Here is a 21,190-nt window from a genome sequence, read left to right as displayed (position 1 = left end):
AAGCCGATGAACAAAACAGATGAACTGCGGACCGCGCGCATCGACAGCCTGATAACGCCTGCCGAACTGCTGGCCAGACAGCCGATTACCGCCGCCGTTGCCGAAAATGTGATGACCTCCCGCCAGCGTATTGCCCGCATTCTTTCGGGCGAAGACAAGCGCCTGCTGGTGGTGATCGGTCCCTGCTCGCTGCACGATCCCGCTGCGGCACTGGAGTACGCAGCCCGCCTCAAGGAGCTGCGTGATAAGTACCAGTCCCGGCTGGAAATCGTGATGCGCGCCTACTTCGAAAAGCCGCGCACGGTGGTGGGCTGGAAAGGACTGATTTCAGACCCGGACCTGGATGGCAGCTTCCGCGTGAACCACGGGCTGGAAGTGGCACGCAAACTGCTGCTGGATATCAATGCGCTGGGCATGCCTACCGCGACTGAATTCCTTGATATGGTGATCGGGCAGTTTATTGCCGACCTGATTAGCTGGGGAGCGATCGGTGCACGTACCACGGAAAGCCAGATCCACCGTGAAATGGCCTCGGCCCTCTCCTGTCCGGTGGGTTTCAAAAACGGTACCGATGGCAATATCCGCATCGCGGTGGATGCCATTCGCGCAGCCCGCGTCAGCCATATGTTCCTTTCGCCCGACAAGCAGGGACAGATGACGATTTATCAGACCAGCGGCAATCCTTCTGGCCATATCATTATGCGCGGCGGCAGGCAGCCGAACTACCATGCGGAAGACATTGCAGAAGCCGCTGCGGCGCTGGCTGAACATCGCCTGCCGCCGCAGCTGGTTATCGACTTCAGCCACGGCAACTGCCTGAAGCAGCATCGCCTGCAGAAAGAAGTCGCGCGCTCGGTTGCCGCCCAGATACGCGATGGCTCCACGGCGATTGCCGGCGTTATGATCGAAAGCTTCCTGCAGGAAGGCACGCAAAAAGTGCTGCCCGATACGCCGCTGAATTACGGCCAGTCCATTACCGACCCCTGCCTGGGCTGGGAAGACAGCGTCGCCGTTCTGGACCAGTTGGCAAACGCCATCGACTCGCGCTTTTAATCCTCCGGCTGGCCATTTTATGGCCAGTCCTTCACCTTCTCTGCTCTCCGCCATCAATATGCTGAATTTCTGCTTGATTACCGCCATCTTTCCCTGATAATGATTATCATTTTGATAATGAATATCCTTTTACTTCCAACGGCTATTCGGTGCGATCGCGATCCAGAATGCGATCGACGGTCATGATTTTATGGGCCATCAGTGTTAATGATTGTCACTGACGATTGCGATTGTCGGTGGGTGAACTTTGTGAGGAGCAGCAATGACAGCGCACTATCAACGTTATATTGAATTAAAAGAAGAGCATCCTAAAAAATATGCCCGCGACCTTGCCGCGCTGATGGGGATCAGCGAAGCCGAGCTGACCGCAGCACGGGTGGGTCATCAGGCCGCGCCGCTGCGCCCTGCGATGCGCGAGCTGCTGCACGCGCTGGAAAAAGTCGGTGAAACCAAATGCATCACCCGCAACGAGTATGCGGTTCACGAGCAGCTGGGCACGTTTAACAATATCCATATCAACGAACATGCCGGGATCGTCCTCAACCCACGCGCACTGGATCTCCGCGTCTTCGTTAATCAGTGGGCCAGCGTATTTCACCTGCAGGAAATGACCGGGCACGGTGAGCGTCAAAGCATTCAGTTCTTCGATCGCCAGGGCGACGCGGTGCTGAAAGTGTACGCAACGGACAATACCGATAAAGAGGCCTGGCAGACGGTGCTGGCGGAATTTAAGGCCGATCCTGCTGCCGACTTCCACGTTGCCGCCGCCGAGCCAGCGGCCTTTGCAGAAAACGTTGATGCCGCGCTGCTGGAAAGTGAATGGCGCGCGATGACCGATGTGCACCAGTTCTTCCGCCTGCTGAAACGTCATAATGTCTCTCGCCAGCAGGCCTTCCGCGCCGTCGCCGACGATCTGGCTACGCGCGTTAGCAACGCATCGCTGGCTTCGCTGCTGGAAACGGCAAAGCAGGACGGGAACGAAATCATGATTTTCGTCAGCAACCGTGCCTGCACCCAGATCTTCACCGGCGTCATTGAGAAGCTGGTGCCGATGCACAACTGGCTTAACATCTTCAACACGGCCTTCACCCTGCATCTGCAGGAGCTGGAAATTGCCGAAACCTGGATCACCCGCAAGCCAACCGCCGACGGCATTGTTACCAGCCTTGAGCTGTTTGCCGCAGACGGCACGCAGATTGCGCAGCTCTACGGCCAGCGCAGCGAAGGCCAGCCGGAACAGAGTCTGTGGCGCGAACAGTTAGCCACTCTCAGCAGCGAGGAAGTTTCAGCATGAAATCATGGTTAGCCGCGCTTTGCGTTTTGCCGTTGTCGTTTTCTACCCTGGCCGCCGAGCGTATCGTCAGCATCGGCGGTGATGTGACCCAGATTATCTATGCGCTTAACGGCCAGAAGGATCTGGTCGCGCGCGACACCACCAGCCTGCATCCGGAAGAAGTGAAAAAGCTGCCCGACGTCGGCTATATGCGCATGCTCAACCCGGAAGGGATTCTGGCGCTGAAACCGACACTGGTGCTGACTACCGAGCTGGCAAAACCGGCGCTGGCACTGGAGCAGGTGGCGAAGAACGGCGTCAAAGTGGTCGACGTGACCGGTAAAACCGACGTTTCCGCCATCAATGAGAAAATTGCCACGGTGGCGACCGCACTGCACCGCGAGCAGGAAGGTAAAGCGCTGCAGGCAAAAATCTCCACCGAACTGGCCAGCATTCCGAAGACACCGCTGCCGGTGAAAGTGCTGTTTATCCTCGCGCATCAGGGCATGGGCACGCTGGCCGCAGGCAGCGGTACCTCTGCCGACAGCGCGATCGCCGCGGCAGGTCTGCAAAATGCCATGGCAGCGGTAACCCGTTACCAGGCACTGTCTCAGGAAGGCGTGGTGGCCAGTGCCCCTCAGCTGATTGTGATCACCACGGATGGCCTGAAAACCGTCGGTGGCGAGGCAAACCTGTGGAAGCTGCCTGGCCTGGCGCTGACGCCGGCGGCGAAAAATAAACAGCTGCTGGTGGTGGATGATATGGCGCTGCTGGGCTTCGGTATTGATACGCCGGCCGCCATTCTGAAACTGCGTCAGACCGCGGAAACCATTAAGTGATGTCAGCACGCGCCCTACGCTGGCTGGGCATTTTGCTGCTGCTGCTGCTGACCCTGGCCGTCAGCGCTGCCAACATCGGGGCGATGAAGCTGTCGCTGCCGATGCTATGGCACGCCGGGACCGACAGCAGCCTGTGGCAGATCTGGTTTACCATTCGTCTGCCGCGCGTGCTGCTGGCGGTGGTCGTGGGCGGCGCGCTGGCGCTCTCCGGCTGCGTGATGCAGGGGCTGTTTCGCAACCCGCTGGCCGACCCCGGCCTGCTGGGGATCAGCAGCGGTGCGGCACTGGCGGTGGCCTTCTCCATCGTGATGTCCGTCTCGCTGCCGGGGATCTTTGCGCTGTATGTGCCGCTGCTGGCGGCATTTATCGGCAGTATCGCCGTAACGGTGCTGATTTTTCTGCTCAGCCGTCAGGGCTTCAGCGGGCTGAGCCGCCTGCTGCTGGTCGGTATTGCGATCAACGCGCTCTGCGCCGCAGCGGTGGGCGTGCTCTCCTGGGTCAGTACCGATCAGCAGCTGCGTCAGCTGTCACTGTGGGGAATGGGCAGCCTCAGCTCCGCGCAGTGGCCTACCGTGCTGGTCTGCGCCTCGGTGGTGTTACCGGCGATGGTGCTGGTGCAGCGCCTTGCCGGCCGCCTGAACCTGCTGCAGCTCGGCGAGGAGGAGGCGCACTATCTTGGCGTCGACGTGCCGCGCACCCAGCGCTACCTGCTGGTGCTCAGCGCCCTGCTGGTCGCCGCGGCGGTGTCGGTGAGCGGGATTATTGGCTTTATCGGCCTGGTGGTGCCGCACCTGATGCGCTTCTGGCTCGGCGGCGATCATCGCTGGCTGCTGCCCTCTTCGCTGCTCAGCGGTGCGATCCTGCTGCTGGTGTCGGACACGCTGGCCCGAACGCTGGTTGCGCCGGCGGAAATGCCCGTTGGCCTGCTGACCAGCCTGATCGGCGGCCCGTGGTTCCTGTGGCTGATCCTGCGCCGTCGTGGAGGTCTGAATGGCTGAGTTATTAACGGCTAACGGTATAAGCTATCAGCTCGGGCAGCGCTGGCTGATTGAGGATATCTCCCTCAGCCTGCGCCCCGGCGAGCTGGTGTCGCTGATCGGCCCCAACGGCGCGGGGAAATCCACCCTGCTGCGCCTGCTGACCGGCTTTTACGCACCGCAGCGCGGCCACTGTACGCTGAACGGCAAGCCGCTGGCGGCCTGGTCACCGGCAAAACTGTCGCAGCAGCGTGCGGTCATGCGTCAGCAGAGCAATATGACCTTCCCGCTCAGCGTGGCCGATGTGGTGGCGATGGGTCGTGCGCCCTGGCCCGGCCAGCCGCAAAAAGCCGTGGTTCAGGAAGTGATGGCGCTGACCGGCTGTTCGAACCTGGCCGGTCGTGACTTCCTGCAGCTGTCCGGCGGGGAACAGCAGCGGGTGCAGCTTGCCCGCGCGCTGGCGCAGCTGTGGCAGAAGGATGGCCCGCGCGGCTGGCTGTTCCTCGATGAACCTACCTCCGCGCTGGATCTCTACCATCAGCAGCACCTGCTGCGCCTGCTGTCGCAGCTGACCCAGCAGCATCCGCTGAGCGTCTGCTGCGTGCTGCACGACCTGAACCTCGCCTCGCTGTGGTCGGATCGGGTGATGCTGCTGGCGCAGGGGAAACTGGTGGCGGAAGGCACGCCGGCCGGCGTGCTGGATGAAGAGACGCTGACGCGCTGGTATCACGCCGACGTGATGGTGCACCCGCATCAGATCGAAGGGGTGCCTCAGGTGGCTCTGCGCCGCTAGCTGGAGCAGCTGACCTCGATTTTTTTACCCCAGTCCGGCGGTCGACGCGCCAGATCGCCGTATGCTTCAACGTCTTCAAACGGATTCGACAGCGCCTGGTGGAGTCTCGCCAGCGCGCTGATATCGTCCTCCTCAGCCTTCTCGATGGCCTGCTGCGCCAGATAGTTACGTAACACCACCGCCGGGTTAGCCTGCTTCATCGCCCGCTGACGATCGGCATCGCTCTGCTCTTCCTGCAGTACCCGCTGCCGCCAGACGTTGTACCAGCCGTCAAACGCCTCGCGATCGATAAACTCATCGCGCAGCGGAGAGCGTGACTGCTGCTGTTCACTGTCACTTAACAGGCGGAAGGTGCGGGTATAGTCGCTGCCTTCCCGCGTCATCAACGACAGCAGGCCGGTCAGGATATCGTTGTCGTGTTTGTCGGCGGTCATCAGCCCCAGCTTCGCCCGCATTTTTTCACCCCAGGCGCGCATCAGTTCAGGCTCGTAGTGGGCCAGCGCCTGTTTAAGCTGCTCGGTAGTCATCAGGCCGGAAAGCGCATGGGCCAGGCGGTTCAGATTCCACAGCCCGATCATCGGTTGATTTTCAAAACTGTAGCGCCCCTGATGGTCGGTGTGGTTGCAGATAAAGCCGGGCTGATAGTCGTCCAGGAAACCGTAAGGACCGTAGTCCAGCGTCAGGCCGAGGATCGACATGTTATCGGTATTCATGACGCCGTGCGCAAACCCCACGCTCTGCCAGCTGGCAATCAGCCGCGCGGTGCGTTTCACCACGTCGCTGAACCACAGCAGGTATTTATCCGCCTCCTGCTGCAGATGCGGCCAGTGGTGGCGAATGGCGTAGTCGGCCAGTTCGGTCACTTTTTGCTGATTGCCCGCGTAGTAAAAATGTTCGAAGTGACCAAAGCGCAGGTGGCTCTCCGCGATCCGCAGCAGCATGGCGCCCCGCTCGGCCGTTTCACGGTAGACCGGCTCATCGCTGGCGACGATGGTCAGTGCACGGGTAGTGGGAATACCCAGCGCGTGCATGGCTTCCGAGGCCAGGAATTCACGCAGCGTGGAACGCAGCACCGCACGCCCGTCGCCCATTCGCGACCAGGGCGTCAGCCCGGCTCCCTTAAGGTGCCAGTCCACTTTACGCCCGTCGGCCAGCTGCTGTTCACCGAGCAGCAGCCCGCGCCCGTCACCGAGCTGTCCGGCCCAGACGCCGAACTGATGACCGCTGTAAACCTGCGCCAGCGGCTGCATGCCGTCCATCAGGCGATCGCCACTCCACAGCCCCACATTCTCCGCGCTGAACAGGTCGTCGCTCAGGCCAAGCTCATGCGCCAGCGCCGCGTTGCGGTACAGAAGGCGAGGATTCGCCAGCGGAGTGGGCGATACGGCGCTGTAGCAGCCGCTCAGTTCCTGGAACCAGGTATTATTAAATTGCATGCTGTCTCCATCAGTGCCCGCGGGATCATCCCCGCCGGCAGGTGCTGGAGCTAGTGTAAATCGCGGAGCGTGGATAAAACACGGAGAGTATGAAGGGTTATTCGGCTTTCTTCCCGCGACATCGGATGAACAGGCCTGCAAAGCCGGTCAACACAGCGCTTGTCCGGTTAAATTCGTCGCGCCTGCCAGAACACTTTGCGCCAGTAAACGTTATCCAGCGAGGATCGCATCACGCCCTGGCTGGTCGACGCGTGGATAAACTGATTATCCGTGTCGTAAATGCCGACGTGCAGGCCGTTTTCACCGCTGCCGGTTTTGAAAAACACCAGATCGCCGGGCAGCAGGTCATCCTTACTGATACGCGTACCAATATCCGTCTGCGCGGACGTGGCTCGCGGCAGCTGTAAATCAAAGCGATCGCGGAAGGTCAGATAAACAAACCCCGAACAGTCGACCCCGCCCCGGCTCATTCCCCCGTAGCGATAAGGGGTGCCGTGCCACTGTGAAAGCTGATCGTCAAGCTGTGCAATGACCATGATCCGATCGGCAAGCTGCGTTTTTGGCGGGGGTGCATGACTGCTGCAGCCGGCAAGGATTACAATCATCAGCACAAACCAGTAACGCATAGCACACCATCCTCTGGAGTCGGGATATTAACTTTAGCGGCAAAATCGCCGTGCTGGCAACGTCAGCGCCCCATCAGGCGAACGTGGCCAGAAAAGGCCGCCCTTCTACGTCCAGCTGACGAAAAGGCACCTGATACAGCGCAGACAGATGTTCCGGCGTCAGAACCTGTTGCGGAGTACCGATCAGCGCAGGCTGTCCGGGCCGCATCAGCCAGGCTCCGTCGGCATGGCGCAGCGAGTGATTCAGATCGTGGCTGCTCATGATCACCGTCACGCCGCGATCGCGCAGATCGGGAAGCAGACGGTCAAAGACCGCCTGCTGGCCGATATCCAGGCCGGTCATCGGCTCATCCAGCAGCAGCAGCTGCCCCTCCGGCTGGCTGACCTGGAAAAATACGGCGGCAAGCCGGACCCGCTGCCACTCGCCGCCGGAAAGCTGCCCCAGCGGGCGCTGCAGCTTATCGCTAATCTGCAGCGCATCGGTAAAGTGCATCAGCCGCCGCTCGCCGTCGGCGTCGTTTTGCTGCTGGTGCATCAGCAGATAGTGCCAGACCGGCATTTGCAGCGAAGCCTGCTGCTGCTGTGGCAGATATCCGCGATGGCGGGCCAGACGCGGACCGGACCACTCCGCCAGCGGTTCACCGTTAAGCCGGATCTCTCCCTGCGCGCTGAGCAACCCCGCAAGGGAGGCCAGCAGCGAGCTTTTCCCCGCGCCGTTCGGCCCGACCAGGTGGATCAGCTGACCGCTGGCAACGTTGGCGCTGAAGGGATACAGGCGCCGGGCAACGGCAACGTGGCGGATATCCAGTCGCATTTAGCCTGCCAGCGCCTGTTTGATTGCGCTGACCACCACCTCATCTTCCGGCTCCATATCCGGCGAGAAGCGCTGCAGTACCCGACCGTCGCGGCCAATCAGGAATTTTTCGAAGTTCCACAGAATGTCGCCCGGCTGCTTCGGCGCGCGGCCTTTGCTGGTCATACGCTCAAGGAATCCGCTGCCCTGCGGCGCCAAGGCCTGCGGCTGGGCGGCAACCAGCTGCGCATACAGCGGGTGGCGCTGCGGACCGTTAACCTCAATTTTGCTGAACATCGGGAACGTGACGCCGTAGGTGGTGCTGCAGAAGGTTTTTATTTCCGCGTCGGTTCCCGGCTCCTGCTCCAGAAATGCATTGCAGGGGAATCCCAGTACCGTCAGGCCCTGTTCATGCCAGGCCTTTTGCAGGCTCTCCAGCTGAGCGTACTGCGGCGTCAGGCCACATTTTGAGGCGACGTTCACTACCAGCAGGACATCGCCCTGCCACTGTGCCAGCGTGGTTTTTTCACCGTCCAGCGTAGTCAGTTCTGTTGCAAAAATGCTCATTGAATTTTCCTGTTTAACGTGGATGACCAGCCGAAAGCACGGCTAGCGGTTGCTTAATAATAACCAGATAAAGATCGGTGCGCCCAGCGTGGCGGTCACCACCCCCACCGGCAGCTCGGCGGAATTCAGCGCCACGCGGGCGATAATATCCGCCGCCAGCAGAACGCCCGCCCCGGCAAGGGCACAGCCCGGCAAAAGAGTACGGTGATCGCTCAGGCCGTTCAGACGCAGTATGTGCGGTATGACCAGACCAATAAAGCCTATCGCTCCGGCCAGCGCCACGCTGACCCCTACCAGCCAGCCAATCGCCAGCACCAGCAGGCTGCGCCACAGAACCAGCGGCAGCCCAAGCTGGCGGGCGGAGGTTTCGCCCAGCGCCAGCAGGTTGAGGATCCTCGCGCGGGTCGTCAGCCAGATTAACACCGGCAGCAGCGCCAGCATCAGCCAGCGCTCGTTCCAGCCAATCCCGCCGAAGCCGCCCATCATCCAGTACATCAGCTGACGCAGATCGAGGCTGCTGCTGAAATAAACCGCCCAGGTCATGATCGCGCTACAGACAATCCCCAGCGCCACCCCGGCCAGCAGCAGACGGCTGCCGGAAAGATGCCTTCGGGCGAAACGCAGCAGCAGCAGCGTGATAAACAGCGCGCCGGCAATAGCGCTGACGCTCATCACCCACGGCTCGCCGTTGCCGACAAATACCGCCAGCACCAGCCCGACGCCCGCGCCGGCGGAGACGCCCAGCAGGCCTGGTTCAGAGAGCGGATTATTAAACAGCGCCTGCATCGTTGCACCGGCAACCGCCAGCGTCGCCCCCACCAGCAGTACCGCCAGCGTGCGCGGCAGCCGCAGCTGCCAGACGAAAAGGTCGGCGTCGGCCGTCAGCCAGCGCGTTGGCGGGATCCAGCGATCGCCCGCACACAGGCTGAGCAACAGCAGGAGCAGGCAAAAAACCGTCAGCGCGCTGAGCCAAATTCTTGACCGCCGTTTTGCACGCGTAATCTGTTGGGAAAGCAGGGTCATAACCGGTGTTTTTCAGAGAAAACAGAGAGTTAATTTTAGAGGGAAATGGCAAAAATGGAAGCCTTGTCGACCACAGATACGCGCTTCGACCGGGATCGTTTCACACTTGAATGAAAAAAGGCCGCTTGCGCGGCCTTACATACATCTTATAAATCAGTATTTTACGTTTATTATCTTGATGTTAGATGAAACACTGGTCTTCATTAATCCGCCATAATCCTGTTGTTTTGGGCAAAATGTGGATCACTTACCCCCTTCCAAAGGTGCTAATGGGTTAAGCTTCACAGCATCATTCAGGTAGTCTGGGGCAAAGTGCGCATAGACCATTGTTTGCAGGATGGTGGAGTGCCCTAGAATTTTTTGAAGCGAAATAATATTGCCCCCGTTAATCATAAAATGACTGGCAAAAGTGTGACGCATAACGTGGGTAGCTTGACCATCTGGTAAATCGGGAACCAGTTTTTTGAGGACTTTTCGCACATTGTCATAATCGACTTCGGGGAACAACTCGCGTCCGTCACCCTCCCCTGCAATTTCCTGATGTAGTGTCTTTGAAATTGGCACTGTGCGATCTTTGCCATTCTTCGTATTAACAAAAGTACACTTGAAAGGGATGACAGCGTCCCGCGTCAATGTTGCGGCTTCACTCCATCTTGCGCCGGTAGCCAGGCACAGGCGAGCCACCTTTAGATCATCTCCATCCAATGCGTTCAGGAATGCAATTATTTGCGGCTGAGTGAGATAAGCCATCTGCCGGGCACTGCGCTTTATACGCGTAAGACCAGCTAGCGGATGTTCATTGTGGAAAAGACCGGTTTCAATCAGAGCAGTAAAAACTCCGCTTAACATGGTTTGATCTTTGTTAATGGTTTCAGGCTTTATGCCTGCCTCCAGCCGCAACGCGCGATACCGGGCAATGCTGGCGCGGTTGATTTGATCAGCTCGCGGGTGCCCCATTCGTTCGGCGATATTAATCAGCTTTTTGTAGATAGCCTCGCCGTCCTTAAGAGTTCTGCCGTGCTGCGATCGCCACAGCTCAATCAATTCCTTAAGCGGTCGTCTGTCAGCGGGTTTATCTATCCATTCTTTATTGTTCTGGGTAGCGACAACCCAGCGCTCATATTGCTGCGCCTCAGACTTGGTTTTAAATGTCTTGCGAATGCGCTTACCATCCCTGCCCTGGGGACGAACATCGACACGGTACTGACCTGACTCCAACTTAGCAATTGTCATCATTCCGCCTCAGTTTTAGAAGAGACGATAACCCCCACAGCCTTATCAATTATGTCCAGTTGCTCTTCATGGGTTAGGTTAGCCATGTTGATGTTAACGGATGCACCATTGGGTAACGTTACTACAAAAACAACTTTCTTCTTGCTAGTCATATGGTTGAAAATCTTCTGAATGCTCTTAGTAGCTTTTGAAGCAGTTTCAAAACAAACAGCAAGACTACCGGAACCAAACACGGAAAACTGCATGATGTTAGTCACGCGAATCCCTTGATTTTCCAGCATTGCTACAACATCATCTCTACAATCTTCATCGAGACGCAACCTAAGGGCATTTATGAGACTCATAATTGATAGCTCTCCATCACTAAAAGGACGCATCCAGCGCGCCGTGATTTTCTTGTTAGTCGCCTTAAGGCAGCTGAAAGGCGGCCAAGTGTCATTTACATTTGATCGCTTCGGCACAGCTGAAGAGCTGCGCTCTGGCTCTGGTTTTATGTATTTACTGGTCGATGACAATCAACAAATCGACTGCTTAACCAAGAAAGCAGCTCCGCATCAACAGAAGTAATTGCGCTCGTAACAAATCCCGCCCTTAGACCATTTATCTTTTATTTTTAAAGCAGTTAGCCAGCCTTTTGGTCTTTTCGGCGGCTCGATGTGCTGCTTTGCCCATCAGGGGAGAGAGCCGGAGAGATTTGCCCGGATGCTTCCGATGTAGTGTCGGTTACTAACCAAAGAGCATATTTTTGGAACTGTGGATGTAATGTGATTTTCAGCAGGATATCACTACCCACACTCTCTACCCTTCCTGTCTCGTAGTACTTCTGTGTACCTTCAGGAATCCCCGTCAATTCAAAGAATTGCCCCCTAGTCAGCCCTTCAGCTTCCCTTACAGACCTTACTTTTTTTCCAATGTTCGTTGACATGGTAGAGATTACCACCCTAAACTGCGCATCAAGGGTAGAGATTACTACCCTAGATCTAATGAAATCCGGTTAAATCCGGCGTGATCCTAGAGGATAATCCATGACAGCTAAGAAACCAAAACCAACGTTGTTAAGAATGCCTGATTGCCCGGTTGTATTCTGCCTTCCCTACCCAAAACTGACCCTATCTGCATATGCAGAGATCACCGGTCAGACCGTTCGCACAATTCAGCAGCAGGCCAATGAAGGAAAGTTGGTTCTCACCAAAACCAAGCCAGGCAGGGAGCGTCAGGTAAATATGGTTTACGAGTTTTTAGAAGCGTATGCGGAAGCTCAAGAAGCGTTGATGATGAAGGTCTGAATTAATTGCATTGCTTAATAGTTCTTTAGCTATTCAGGAATCATGAAGATGAATAATCTCACCGGCGCAACAGTCCATATATCTAAACACACGCGCCTTTATTGTGGTTTCACCATTCAGATATGCCCGCAGCACAGCAAAACAAAACGCCGGACATATCAAATAACTAACAATGGAATTTATCTGGGCCGTGATTTCTCCCCTGCCGAGGCGGAAAAAACTATAGATAAAATCATTAAAAGGGCGAGGAAATGAAAAAAGCATACGCAGTGCTATTAAACGATTTGCTTCAGCAATATCACTACAAAAAAGAAAACCTGAATTATGCCGTCGCCACCGCCGAGGCAGTTCGCCAGCTGTCGCTGAATGATTATGCCTTCCGCCTGAGCGTAGGCATGGAAGGGCTAGCCAGCGTGGCCCGTGCCGCTGGTGATGATGTCAGCGCTGATGCTCTGGAATCCCTGGTCAGCATGTGCAATTGCGGCGAAATCCCCTCACCTGTCAGCCTGGAACACTTTTCCGCATAGCCGGGTAAAACCGGCCCTATTTAATGACGCATTGATTAGTGCCTCATTAAATAGGAGATATCTGGTCGCGCCCTGACAAGAATGGGCTGCAATAGAGCAGAGTATCTCCTATACCCAAACCGGGCATTATTGATAATCCCGAAATACTTTTCCGTTAATCCTTAATGGTCAATAAAAAGGCGTATCTGTTCGCCGGGATTTTTATTGCCAAAATTCAGGAGTTCAGAAAATGCGTAATTTAGAACAGCGCTCAATTAAAACCGGCGAGGACGATGCCGGGATCAATATCCTGCTGACTGAGACAAGATTAGACGAGCGCCGCAATCGCGCTGCTGCCCACTCTGCCCGCCTGGATTCCCTTGCTGCTCATATCACCTCACGCCAGCTCAATTACGCAGAGGCCGCCGAACTGCTGCGACAGGAAGCTGAAGCCATGAATAACCAGGCTCGGGAGATCTGCTGATGGCTGACGTAATCGACATTGCGCAGGAACATGCCGCCGCCACGCTTGAGCGTCAAATCATGGCGGCCAGATCGCATGTAACGGCAGAAAGTGCATTTTTCTGTGAGTCCTGCGGTGAAGAAATTGAGCAGGCGCGGCGCATCGCTGTGCCGGGCGTTTCTACCTGCACTCACTGCCAGTCACTGATTGAGAGCCGCGCAAAGCACATGCAAGGCGGTGCCTTATGACCGTTAAAACTCCTCTGAAGTGGGTAGGCAGTAAGTCAAAAGTGATGACCGAGCTGAAAAAGTTTCTGCCAGCCGGCCAGCGCCTGGTTGAGCCGTTCGGCGGATCTTGCGCCGTCATGATGGCCACTGACTATCCCGCCTATCTCGTCGCTGATATCAACAGCGATCTGATCAACATGTACCAGCAAATCCAGCAGCACGAAAACGCATTCATTGCGCTGGCGGCGAAACTTTTCGCCCAGAATGCCAGTGAGCAGGACTATTACGCTCTGCGCGATGACTTCAATAACAATCCGGGAATGACTTTGCTATATCGGGCAGCAGCGTTCCTGTATCTAAATCGCCATGCCTGGCGCGGCGTGTGTCGGTACAACCAGAACGGCGGCTTTAACGTTCCGTACGAGAAAATAGCCAAACCGTATTTTCCTGTTGATGAAATCCGTGACTTTGCTACCAAAGCCAAACGAGCAACGTTCATCTGTGCAGACTTCGCCGACACCCTTTCAATGGTTCAGCCCGGCGATGTGATTTACAGCGATTCGCCGTATGACGGCACATTCAGTCAGTACCACACGAGCGGCTTTGCCCGCGCAGAGCATGAAGCGCTCGCTGATCAGCTAAATCAGCTAGTCGGTAAGGGGTTCCCTGTTGTTGTTTCTAACAGCGATACCGAGTTCAACCGCAAGGCATACCATGACTTCACCCTGAGTCATATCACCACATCTCGCAGCGTGACAGTTGCTGCCGGTGAAGGAAAAAAGGGCGCAGAAATAATCGCAACGTCAAACCCGAAATACTGGATTGGTTTCGATCCAGCAGCCGGAGATGAGAGCACTGTTGTTCAAGAGGTTCTGTCTTGAGCAACGCCAAAGCCATTACAAACGGCGGCCCAAATGAGGCCGCCGGTGCTTTTTCATGGAATGCCCCAAAAAAGGCGGTTAATCCTTATCTGGACTCCGCACAGGCAGCACCAGAATCGGCACTTTCAAACCTGATCACTCTCTATGCGAAAGACAACGAGCGCGAACAGCTGCGCCGCGAGGCGCTGAGTGATGAGGTGTGGAACCGCTATTTCTATAACGAGTCGCGCGATCCCGTTCAGCGCGAGAATGACCAGGCCGACTTACTGAGCCGGGCGAAAATGGCCCATGAGCGCCAGCAGTTCAGCCCAGATCTGATAATCCGTGCGAACGTCCACGCCCAACCATCATTCATCAGCAAACCTATGCTGCAGCGCATTGATTACCTGTACAGCCTGAACAGACCGAAAGCTTATTCACGCTATCTGCGCGAGACTGTCAGGCCATGCCTTGAGCGCCTCGATCGCGTGCGCGACTCACAGATATCCATTTCTTTCCGCTTCATGGCGAGTCATCAGGGTCTGGACGGCCTGCTGGTGATGCCCGAAATGAATCAGAACCAGGTGAAAAGGCTTTCCACGCTGGTTGCCGCGCATATGGACATGTGTCTGGAGGCAGCATGCAGCGAGTTTCTGACCGGCGATGACTCGCTACCTGAGCAAATCAGGCGTGTATGGGAGCGCGTTGCTGATGAGGCAATGCGCCTTGATGTTATCCCGCCCGCCTTTGACAGGCTGCGACGCAAAAAGCGCCGCCGCAAACCTGTTCCTTACGACGTAATTCCCGGATCGATAGGGCGTATGCGTTGTGCCGACTGGTGGTATGGCAAGTTATGGCAGATGCGCTGCGAATGGCGCGAAGAACAGCTTCGCGCGGTATGCCTGGTCAACAAAAAAGCATCTCCGTATGTCAGCTATGAGGCGGTGATCCATAAGCGCGAACAGCGTCGCAAAGCGCTGGAGTTTTTCCGCGCGCATGAGTTGGTGAATGAAGACGGTGACACGCTGGATATGGAAGACGTTGTGAACGCCAGCAGCAGCAACCCGGCGCACCGGCGCAATGAAATGATGGCCTGCGTAAAGGGCTTGGAGCTGATCGCCGAGATGCGCGGCGACTGTGCGGTTTTCTATACCATCACTTGCCCTTCTCGCTTCCATGCAACGCTGAGCAATGGCCGCCCTAACCCAACATGGAAAAATGCCACCGTAAGGGAAAGCAGCGATTACCTGGTAAATATGTTCGCAGCCTACCGTAAGGCAATGCACAAGGCTGGTCTGCGCTGGTATGGCGTGCGCGTGGCTGAACCTCACCATGACGGTACAGTACACTGGCACCTGCTGTGCTTTATGCGCAAAAAAGACCGCCGGGCAGTCACCGCAATGCTGCGGAAATTCTCTATTCGTGAAGATCGTGCAGAGCTGGGGAACAATACTGGCCCTCGCTTCAAATCAAAGCTGATTGACCGCCGCAAAGGCACGCCAACCAGCTACATATCGAAATACATCAGTAAGAACATCGACGGACGCGGACTGGCTAACGAGGTCAGCAAAGAAACCGGTAAATCACTGCGTGATAACGCAGAGCATGTTACTGCCTGGGCATCACTGCACCGCGTCCAGCAATTCCGTTTCTTTGGCATACCGAGCCGCCAGGCTTACCGCGAACTGCGTTTGCTGGCCGGTCAGGCTGGCAGGCAGCAGAAAGACAAAAAGCCGGGCGCGCCGGTACTGGAAAATCCACGCCTTGATGCCGTTCTGGCCGCCGCAGATGTGGGCTGCTTCGCTACCTACATCATGAAACAGGGTGGCGTACTGGTACCGCGCGATCTCCATCTTATCCGCACCGCATACGAAATTAACGAAGAGGCAAACGCCTACGGCGATCACGGCATCCGTATTTATGGCGTGTGGTCACGCCTCGCAGCAGGCCGGATATGCACGCATGCGACGAAGTGGAAAAAGGTTCGTAAGTCCGTTGACGTTCAGGAGGCTTCAGCCGACCAGGGCGCTAGCGCCCCTTGGACTCGTGGCAATAACTGTCCCCCGGAACAAAAAACCAGCAAAAACGGGACAGTTATCCACAGTCATCCGTCAGAAATGACGGTGCCAGCAGCTGAAACATGGCCACCTGATCTGAATAAGGCGACCAGACAGGAACGCCGGGACATCCTCCGGCGCATCCGTAGTGAGAAAGCCCCACCAAAACCAGCGAAAAAAGCAGCCTATGCACCAGAGGACAGCCAGAAAGTGGCTGAAATTTATGATTTCGCGCAGTCACTGGGCTGGCGCGATAACAATCTCATGCTGTGGGCGCGCCATCTGGCAGCGGGCGGAGAGCTGTCCATCAATGGCGAGCGCTATTACTCCCGAAATGACGGACAGATTTACAGCCGAAAAGAGCCAGAAATCACCACAAATCAGGAGTTAGAGCAGGCAGCAAGGGCACATGAAATTCTTGCGAGGTTCAACAACATCAGAAAGGGATCGAAAGATGAAAAAAATAAATCCAGAAAAAGCCACATTTAGCATGCCGCTATTCAATACAGGCATCATTGCCGACAGCAACAACCGTGAATACATTCACGGTTTATTGTCCAGCAAAATCGTTAGTCGATTTTTTTTGCGCAAGCATCAATTTAACAAATTTACTCATCATACTCATGCATCACAGGTAGCTGTCTAAAATCTTCAATTAAACCTTTCAAGTCACTTATTAATTCAATCGATTCTGTTATATCAATTGAGGGAGCAAACTCAGCGCCGAGTTCACTATTGATATCTTCCAGATTACTCGTATCAATATTATAAACCTTGTACATAACTGAACCATTCAAACGGTTCCACCAACCTCTTGTTGAGTGAGCAACTGCATTGTATTTAACCCTAATCCTATGATTTTCCTTGGAGGTTTTAGAATAAGAGTACTGTAAGAAGATAAAGTATAAAAATAACAGCACTAGCAACCATGTAGGTATATACACACATCGCTCCTTATCGGATTCGTCATTTTGAGTTGTGGTTTTACGCACTTAAGGGGTTAGATACTATTGCCTTTCTTATTGAGGCACTCATCATGCAAAAAAACGCACAATTTTGCACAATTTTTTATCCGTTCTTAATAGCCGCCCGCGCCAGTGCTGGCGGCGCTCGGACCGGTTTTGAAACCTGCACAAAAAGAGGTACGTTTTGTGTGCGGGCGAGGCGGGGGAGCAATCCCGCGCTTTGGGGTGGCACAGGGGGTCAGGCTTAGCCAGCAAAAACGTGCCGAACGCATACAGGAAATACGCATTTGGGGTACCGGAAACGGGATATCGCGCCAGCGTGGCGCTGGCTGCGTTTATGTGGGTGGTTGTATTGTGGTTCAGGTGTTTGTCATGGACAGAAATGACAATGCTGCAGCGATACCACACCGCCGGGAATGACGGTGCGGTACCAGAATGTTAATTCGCTGGGGTCAGTAATGCGTAAGGGCTGAAGCGGATCACCTCTTCACCGAGCCAGTCGTTAACGTGCTTCATGGCTTCCATCACCGGCGTCAGTTCGTTAATGGCAAACACGCGGGCCGCTTTTTCTACATCCCCGAACGATCCGTTACCCTCCGGGATCGCCCCCATCAGCTGCGGCGGCACGCGGTGGGCCGCCAGAATGTCATCGCGGGTTGATGATTTCACGTTAGCAAATTCATCTTTCGCCGATATCTGGCTGAACGGCAGGATCTGCACCGAGTCCTTACCGCCTTCAGGCGCATGCAGCAGGATATTTTTAAATGCCCCACCCCGCCGCGTATCGGTCAGAGTCTGTTTGAGCTGGTCGATACTTTCTTTGTCAGCCATCGCGCTGTTAACGTAAACGATGCAGCCTGCGTGTGATCCGTTGTCGTAATACAGCTTGCGGAACTTATCCGCTGAATGCGCCAGGCTGGCTGACAGCAGACCGGCAAAATACTCCGGCATGCCGTATATCTCCTGATGGATGTCAGGATTGATGACGTGGCACACCGAACCGGTTTCAAACTGGTGATCGTCAATGCCCGCCTGCGTAAACCAGTACGTATCCAAATCAGATCCGCGCCGTGTGTACTTGGCCAGCGAGTTTTTAAATCCAAAGGAGCCGCCGATCCGGTTCTTTCTCATCTCCAGATATGCGTTACCGAATACAAACCAGTCCATAGCAAACGCAGAGAACGCCTGACGGGATAAAAGTTTGTGCGGGATAAAGCAGCCTGCCAGCACGTTGCGTTTAAAGATGATCGCCGACTGGTGCCAGCTCGCGTGACCGAACTGGCGGGCCAGCCCGTACCAGCTCACCGGCGTTTCGTAGTACCGGCCATTATTGGCGCAGTACATGTTATCAAGCAGGTCATGGGCACTGGCTACCGGCCAGGGCCCGTCAAAGGTAAACATACTGAGGCCGGGCGCGGTCTTCAGCGCTGCCGCCAGATCTTCACGCTCGGAGGTCCGGGCGCGGACGCGCGCTGGGGTTCGTTTGCTCATTAATACTCCATTACGGTCATGCCGCCGCCGCTGGCATCTTGGCCCAGAGGTTCGTTGATGGTTGCCAGCATGGTTGCCCACGCCAGATCGCCGTGACTGACGCCGCGCGCACGGTCTGTGTCATACGTGATGATGCCGCCTGGTGTAACAACCTTGCGCACCGCGCTGAATGCAGTGATCAGGTCATACTCTCCACGGTCATATTCCCAGCGACCAGCGCGGATAAGTTGCAGCATCTTCAGTACCAGCATCCGTTTACTGGCCGGTGAAAACTGGTAGCAAACTGCCGCAGGAAACTTCTTCTTAACCAGCTGATAAACCGCCTCACCGATGCCGGTACCGTCAATGCCGATGTGGTGAACGTTGTAGCGTGACAGCATGCTGATGATCAGCGCGGCCTGTGCTTCAAACTCCATACCGCGTATTTTGTGTGTCTCGATTGTGCGGAACTTACCGCCGGGCACCACTGGCACGGCATTGATCGATATCGCCCCGCTGTCACCCTTACCGCTGGCCCCGTTGGGGTCATAGCCAATCCATACCGGGCGGTCTGCCATCGGGCGCACGGCATAAGGTTTCCAGTCCTGCCACTCGTCAAAACCGTCCGCACCGCAGGTCAGCAGCTGGTTGTAATCAAATGCCGTTTCACCGTTCTTGATGAAGACGCAGTTATAGAGATTTTCATACTCTTCCGGGCTGTTCTCCTGCTGGATTTCTTCCAGGTCAGTCAGGTCCCACCCGTGATCGATGGCATCCTGCAGGGTGACTATCTGTCGCCAGATTTTGTCCGGGCACATCAGTCCGCTGTTCAGCGTCTTCCATGTCGTGTCGAACTCAATACGGCCTTTGCTGCTGCGCCCTTTGTTAAATGCTTCACCAGACCAGAACGGATAAGCCTCATGACTTTCCGCTGATGGCGTGGAGAAATAGGTGCGTGTCAGCCCCTTCAGGGTTGCCATTGCACCGGCCACTTTTTTCAGGTTGGCAAACTGCCCGACCCAGAAAAATTCATCAAAATACAGGTTGCCGGTGTATGACTGCGCCGTTGCGGCCGACGTGCCGAGGAAATGCAGCTCCGCCCCGTTCGCAAGCTGGATCATGTCACCGCCCTTCAGCTCAACGTCCACCTCTTCAGCTGCTGAGCGGATAAAACTGCGGAACTGATAGGCCTGGCGACGGCTGGCAGACAGGAAAATCTGATTCAGCTGGTGCTTGTACTTCACGTCGCCGGTCAGCGCCCGCAGCAGCGCCTCGCGGGCGAAATACCACGTTGCACCGACCTGACGGCTTTTCAGGATCGCCCGGTTGCGGTGATGATGGTTTTCATACCAGCCCTTCTGATGCCAGTGCAGCGAATCAAGGATGTTTGCGCGAAGTGCCGCGATCTGGCTTTCAGAGAAAAAGTTCTGCTTTTTACGCACCTTCTTTTTCGGCTGAGTCACCGCCGTGCCGTTATCCAGCTTCTTCAGCTGACGCGTCAGCAGGTCAATTTCCTTGAAATCCCCGCCGCTCTTTTTGTCCTTACCGGTCAGCTGAATTAACCGGGCATCAATCGACGTCGTGACCCGCTGGATCGGGGGGGTGGTGTCCCATTCATCACGCTTTTTCCATGAGTAAATCGTGTTCGCATTGATACCCATCAGGCGCGAGATTTCCGCAGGCGGATAACCCTGCCAGTACAGCTGCCGCGCACGCTGCATGATGAATGCTTCTTCAACCGCCATTTAGCCTCCTCGCTTCCTGCCGGGGAGATTAACCCGCGCGCGCGAATGCTTTCGCGCCCTGCCTGTTCTCACCGTTCGCCGACAACAACAACGCATAGCGCGGGCGGGCTGGCCCCTGCCATCATCACTGCGAACTCAACAAAGCGAGCAAATGAACATGGCCCAGAACACCCGTAAGAAATTTAAGGTGATGACCAGCGGCGCAACGATTGACGGACGCAAAACAACGCCCGATCAGCTGCGCCAGATGGCCGCAGCGTATAACCCGACGGTCTACGGTGCGCGCGTCAATATTGAGCACTACCTCTCACCGATCCCTGACAGCACGTTCTGTGCGATGGGGGATGTGGTGGCGCTGTCCGTGGAGGATATCTCCGAGGGCGCACTGGCCGGTGAAGTGGCGTTGTTTGCGGAGATCGAACCGACCGCACGCATGAAAACGATGACCGATGAAGGGAAAAAGATTTATTCCAGCGTCGAGATCCATCCGAATTTCGCACTCACCAACGGCCCTTACCTGGTCGGTCTGGCGATGACAGATACCCCGGCAAGTCTGGGCACTGACCGGCTGAAATTTACTTCTGAAAAACGCACTGAAGTCCTGCGTTTCTCGTCAGCCACGGCAGAGCCAACCCTTTTCACACCGGCTTTCGATGCGGAAATCGTGCAGGAAAATCAGGGGCGCAGTGATAACGGTCAGGCGTGGTTTTCCCGTGTCATGAGCATTCTGGGGAAAGGGCAAAAAACGGATGACCAGCGTTTCAGCCAGGTGCATCAGACCATTGAAGTGATTGCGCAGGCCCAGGCGGATATCGGCGACCAGTTCAGTGCCGCTGAGCAGGAACGCGCGGCAGACAAGGCTGAAATCCAGAAACTGACCAGCGACCTGTCCGCACTGCGTCAGCAACTGGAAAGCGCGCCGGGCAACTTCAGCCAGCGTCCTCCGGCCAGCGGTGGCGGCAACGCACAGCTGGCTGACTACTGATATTCACAACGAG

General features: G+C 56.0%; 24 protein-coding genes and 1 pseudogene. 14 read left to right on the top strand and 11 right to left on the bottom strand.

Features of this window, described 5'->3' with window-relative positions:
* Window positions 1–6: 6 nt before the first annotated feature.
* The 5 genes from PGH32_RS06275 (at window position 7) to PGH32_RS06255 (ending at window position 4,935) form a co-directional block, all read left to right on the top strand.
* Window positions 7–1,053, top strand: coding sequence for a 3-deoxy-7-phosphoheptulonate synthase (locus tag PGH32_RS06275; protein ID WP_337893515.1), 1,047 nt, complete (start codon window positions 7–9; stop codon window positions 1,051–1,053).
* Between the two features lie 262 nt (window positions 1,054–1,315).
* Entirely contained in the window at window positions 1,316–2,347 is a 1,032-nt protein-coding gene (locus tag PGH32_RS06270) for a hemin-degrading factor (protein WP_314421888.1), read from the top strand.
* Window positions 2,344–3,165: a heme/hemin ABC transporter substrate-binding protein gene (locus PGH32_RS06265; protein WP_337893514.1), complete on the top strand. Its 822-nt coding sequence runs from the start codon at window positions 2,344–2,346 to the stop codon at window positions 3,163–3,165. Before PGH32_RS06270 ends, PGH32_RS06265 begins: the two co-directional genes overlap by 4 nt.
* Window positions 3,162–4,163, top strand: a complete 1,002-nt coding sequence (locus PGH32_RS06260; RefSeq protein WP_337893513.1) for a FecCD family ABC transporter permease — start codon at window positions 3,162–3,164, stop codon at window positions 4,161–4,163. The genes PGH32_RS06265 and PGH32_RS06260 overlap by 4 nt, the downstream gene beginning before the upstream one ends.
* Window positions 4,156–4,935 carry a heme ABC transporter ATP-binding protein gene (locus tag PGH32_RS06255; protein WP_314421906.1) on the top strand — a complete coding sequence of 260 codons (780 nt, stop codon included), beginning with the start codon at window positions 4,156–4,158 and terminating at the stop codon, window positions 4,933–4,935. Before PGH32_RS06260 ends, PGH32_RS06255 begins: the two co-directional genes overlap by 8 nt.
* Here the strand turns inward: PGH32_RS06255 and PGH32_RS06250 are convergent.
* The 7 genes from PGH32_RS06250 to PGH32_RS06220 form a co-directional block, all read right to left on the bottom strand.
* A complete protein-coding gene (locus PGH32_RS06250; RefSeq protein WP_314421907.1) occupies window positions 4,932–6,371 on the bottom strand; it encodes a protein adenylyltransferase SelO in 1,440 nt (479 codons plus the stop codon). The genes PGH32_RS06255 and PGH32_RS06250 overlap by 4 nt on opposite strands.
* Before the next feature lie 167 nt (window positions 6,372–6,538).
* Entirely contained in the window at window positions 6,539–6,997 is a 459-nt protein-coding gene (locus PGH32_RS06245) for an NlpC/P60 family protein (protein WP_337893512.1), read from the bottom strand.
* A 73-nt stretch (window positions 6,998–7,070) separates the two neighbouring features.
* Window positions 7,071–7,811, bottom strand: a complete 741-nt coding sequence (gene btuD, locus PGH32_RS06240; protein WP_314421912.1) for a vitamin B12 ABC transporter ATP-binding protein BtuD — start codon at window positions 7,809–7,811, stop codon at window positions 7,071–7,073.
* Entirely contained in the window at window positions 7,812–8,357 is a 546-nt protein-coding gene (locus PGH32_RS06235; RefSeq protein WP_337893511.1) for a glutathione peroxidase, read from the bottom strand.
* A gap of 42 nt (window positions 8,358–8,399) precedes the next feature.
* Entirely contained in the window at window positions 8,400–9,380 is a 981-nt protein-coding gene (gene btuC, locus PGH32_RS06230; protein WP_337893510.1) for a vitamin B12 ABC transporter permease BtuC, read from the bottom strand.
* A 243-nt stretch (window positions 9,381–9,623) separates the two neighbouring features.
* Window positions 9,624–10,613, bottom strand: coding sequence for a phage integrase (locus tag PGH32_RS06225; protein ID WP_337894269.1), 990 nt, complete (start codon window positions 10,611–10,613; stop codon window positions 9,624–9,626).
* Window positions 10,613–10,957 (bottom strand): hypothetical protein, encoded by a 345-nt coding sequence (locus tag PGH32_RS06220; protein WP_337893509.1) that lies wholly within the window; start codon window positions 10,955–10,957, stop codon window positions 10,613–10,615. Before PGH32_RS06220 ends, PGH32_RS06225 begins: the two co-directional genes overlap by 1 nt.
* On the opposite strand from PGH32_RS06220, the gene PGH32_RS06215 reads away from it, so the two are divergent.
* Window positions 10,947–11,180, top strand: coding sequence for a hypothetical protein (locus PGH32_RS06215; RefSeq protein ID WP_337893508.1), 234 nt, complete (start codon window positions 10,947–10,949; stop codon window positions 11,178–11,180). The two genes, PGH32_RS06220 and PGH32_RS06215, sit on opposite strands and share 11 nt — an antisense overlap.
* A 55-nt stretch (window positions 11,181–11,235) precedes the next feature.
* Here PGH32_RS06215 and PGH32_RS06210 read toward each other — a convergent pair whose 3' ends face one another.
* Window positions 11,236–11,538, bottom strand: a complete 303-nt coding sequence (locus PGH32_RS06210; protein ID WP_337893507.1) for a helix-turn-helix domain-containing protein — start codon at window positions 11,536–11,538, stop codon at window positions 11,236–11,238.
* A gap of 100 nt (window positions 11,539–11,638) precedes the next feature.
* On the opposite strand from PGH32_RS06210, the gene PGH32_RS06205 reads away from it, so the two are divergent.
* The 7 genes and pseudogenes from PGH32_RS06205 to PGH32_RS06175 all read left to right on the top strand — a co-directional run.
* Entirely contained in the window at window positions 11,639–11,899 is a 261-nt protein-coding gene (locus PGH32_RS06205) for a hypothetical protein (RefSeq protein ID WP_337893506.1), read from the top strand.
* Window positions 11,900–11,947: 48 nt separating this feature from the next.
* Window positions 11,948–12,154 carry a DUF4761 domain-containing protein gene (locus PGH32_RS06200; RefSeq protein ID WP_337893505.1) on the top strand — a complete coding sequence of 69 codons (207 nt, stop codon included), beginning with the start codon at window positions 11,948–11,950 and terminating at the stop codon, window positions 12,152–12,154.
* A complete protein-coding gene (locus tag PGH32_RS06195; RefSeq protein WP_337893504.1) occupies window positions 12,151–12,426 on the top strand; it encodes a hypothetical protein in 276 nt (91 codons plus the stop codon). The genes PGH32_RS06200 and PGH32_RS06195 overlap by 4 nt, the downstream gene beginning before the upstream one ends.
* A 229-nt stretch (window positions 12,427–12,655) precedes the next feature.
* A complete protein-coding gene (locus PGH32_RS06190) occupies window positions 12,656–12,889 on the top strand; it encodes a DUF2732 family protein (RefSeq protein WP_337893503.1) in 234 nt (77 codons plus the stop codon).
* A complete protein-coding gene (locus tag PGH32_RS06185) occupies window positions 12,889–13,116 on the top strand; it encodes a TraR/DksA family transcriptional regulator (protein WP_337893502.1) in 228 nt (75 codons plus the stop codon). The genes PGH32_RS06190 and PGH32_RS06185 overlap by 1 nt, the downstream gene beginning before the upstream one ends.
* Window positions 13,113–13,976: a DNA adenine methylase gene (locus PGH32_RS06180; protein WP_337893501.1), complete on the top strand. Its 864-nt coding sequence runs from the start codon at window positions 13,113–13,115 to the stop codon at window positions 13,974–13,976. The genes PGH32_RS06185 and PGH32_RS06180 overlap by 4 nt, the downstream gene beginning before the upstream one ends.
* A pseudogene (locus PGH32_RS06175) lies at window positions 13,973–16,045 on the top strand (replication endonuclease); the annotation flags it as partial. The gene PGH32_RS06180 and the pseudogene PGH32_RS06175, both read left to right, overlap by 4 nt.
* 575 nt (window positions 16,046–16,620) lie before the next feature.
* Here the strand turns inward: PGH32_RS06175 and PGH32_RS06170 are convergent.
* The 3 genes from PGH32_RS06170 to PGH32_RS06160 all read right to left on the bottom strand — a co-directional run bounded on the left by PGH32_RS06170 (window position 16,621) and on the right by PGH32_RS06160 (window position 20,192).
* Window positions 16,621–16,956 (bottom strand): hypothetical protein, encoded by a 336-nt coding sequence (locus PGH32_RS06170; protein WP_337893500.1) that lies wholly within the window; start codon window positions 16,954–16,956, stop codon window positions 16,621–16,623.
* Between the two features lie 459 nt (window positions 16,957–17,415).
* Window positions 17,416–18,468, bottom strand: coding sequence for a phage portal protein (locus PGH32_RS06165; RefSeq protein WP_337893499.1), 1,053 nt, complete (start codon window positions 18,466–18,468; stop codon window positions 17,416–17,418).
* Window positions 18,468–20,192 (bottom strand): terminase large subunit domain-containing protein, encoded by a 1,725-nt coding sequence (locus PGH32_RS06160; RefSeq protein WP_337893498.1) that lies wholly within the window; start codon window positions 20,190–20,192, stop codon window positions 18,468–18,470. Before PGH32_RS06160 ends, PGH32_RS06165 begins: the two co-directional genes overlap by 1 nt.
* A 157-nt stretch (window positions 20,193–20,349) precedes the next feature.
* Between PGH32_RS06160 and PGH32_RS06155 the strand changes: the two genes are divergently transcribed.
* On the top strand, window positions 20,350–21,177 hold the full coding sequence (locus PGH32_RS06155) for a GPO family capsid scaffolding protein (protein ID WP_337893497.1): 828 nt from the start codon (window positions 20,350–20,352) through the stop codon (window positions 21,175–21,177).
* Window positions 21,178–21,190 lie beyond the last annotated feature (13 nt).

Origin of the sequence: Erwinia sp. SLM-02, from assembly GCF_037450285.1 — a bacterium.
In the GTDB taxonomy this organism is placed as follows: Bacteria; Pseudomonadota; Gammaproteobacteria; order Enterobacterales; family Enterobacteriaceae; genus Erwinia.
Note: the sequence above shows the minus strand (reverse complement) of the source record. Positions and strands in the feature narration are given on the sequence as shown.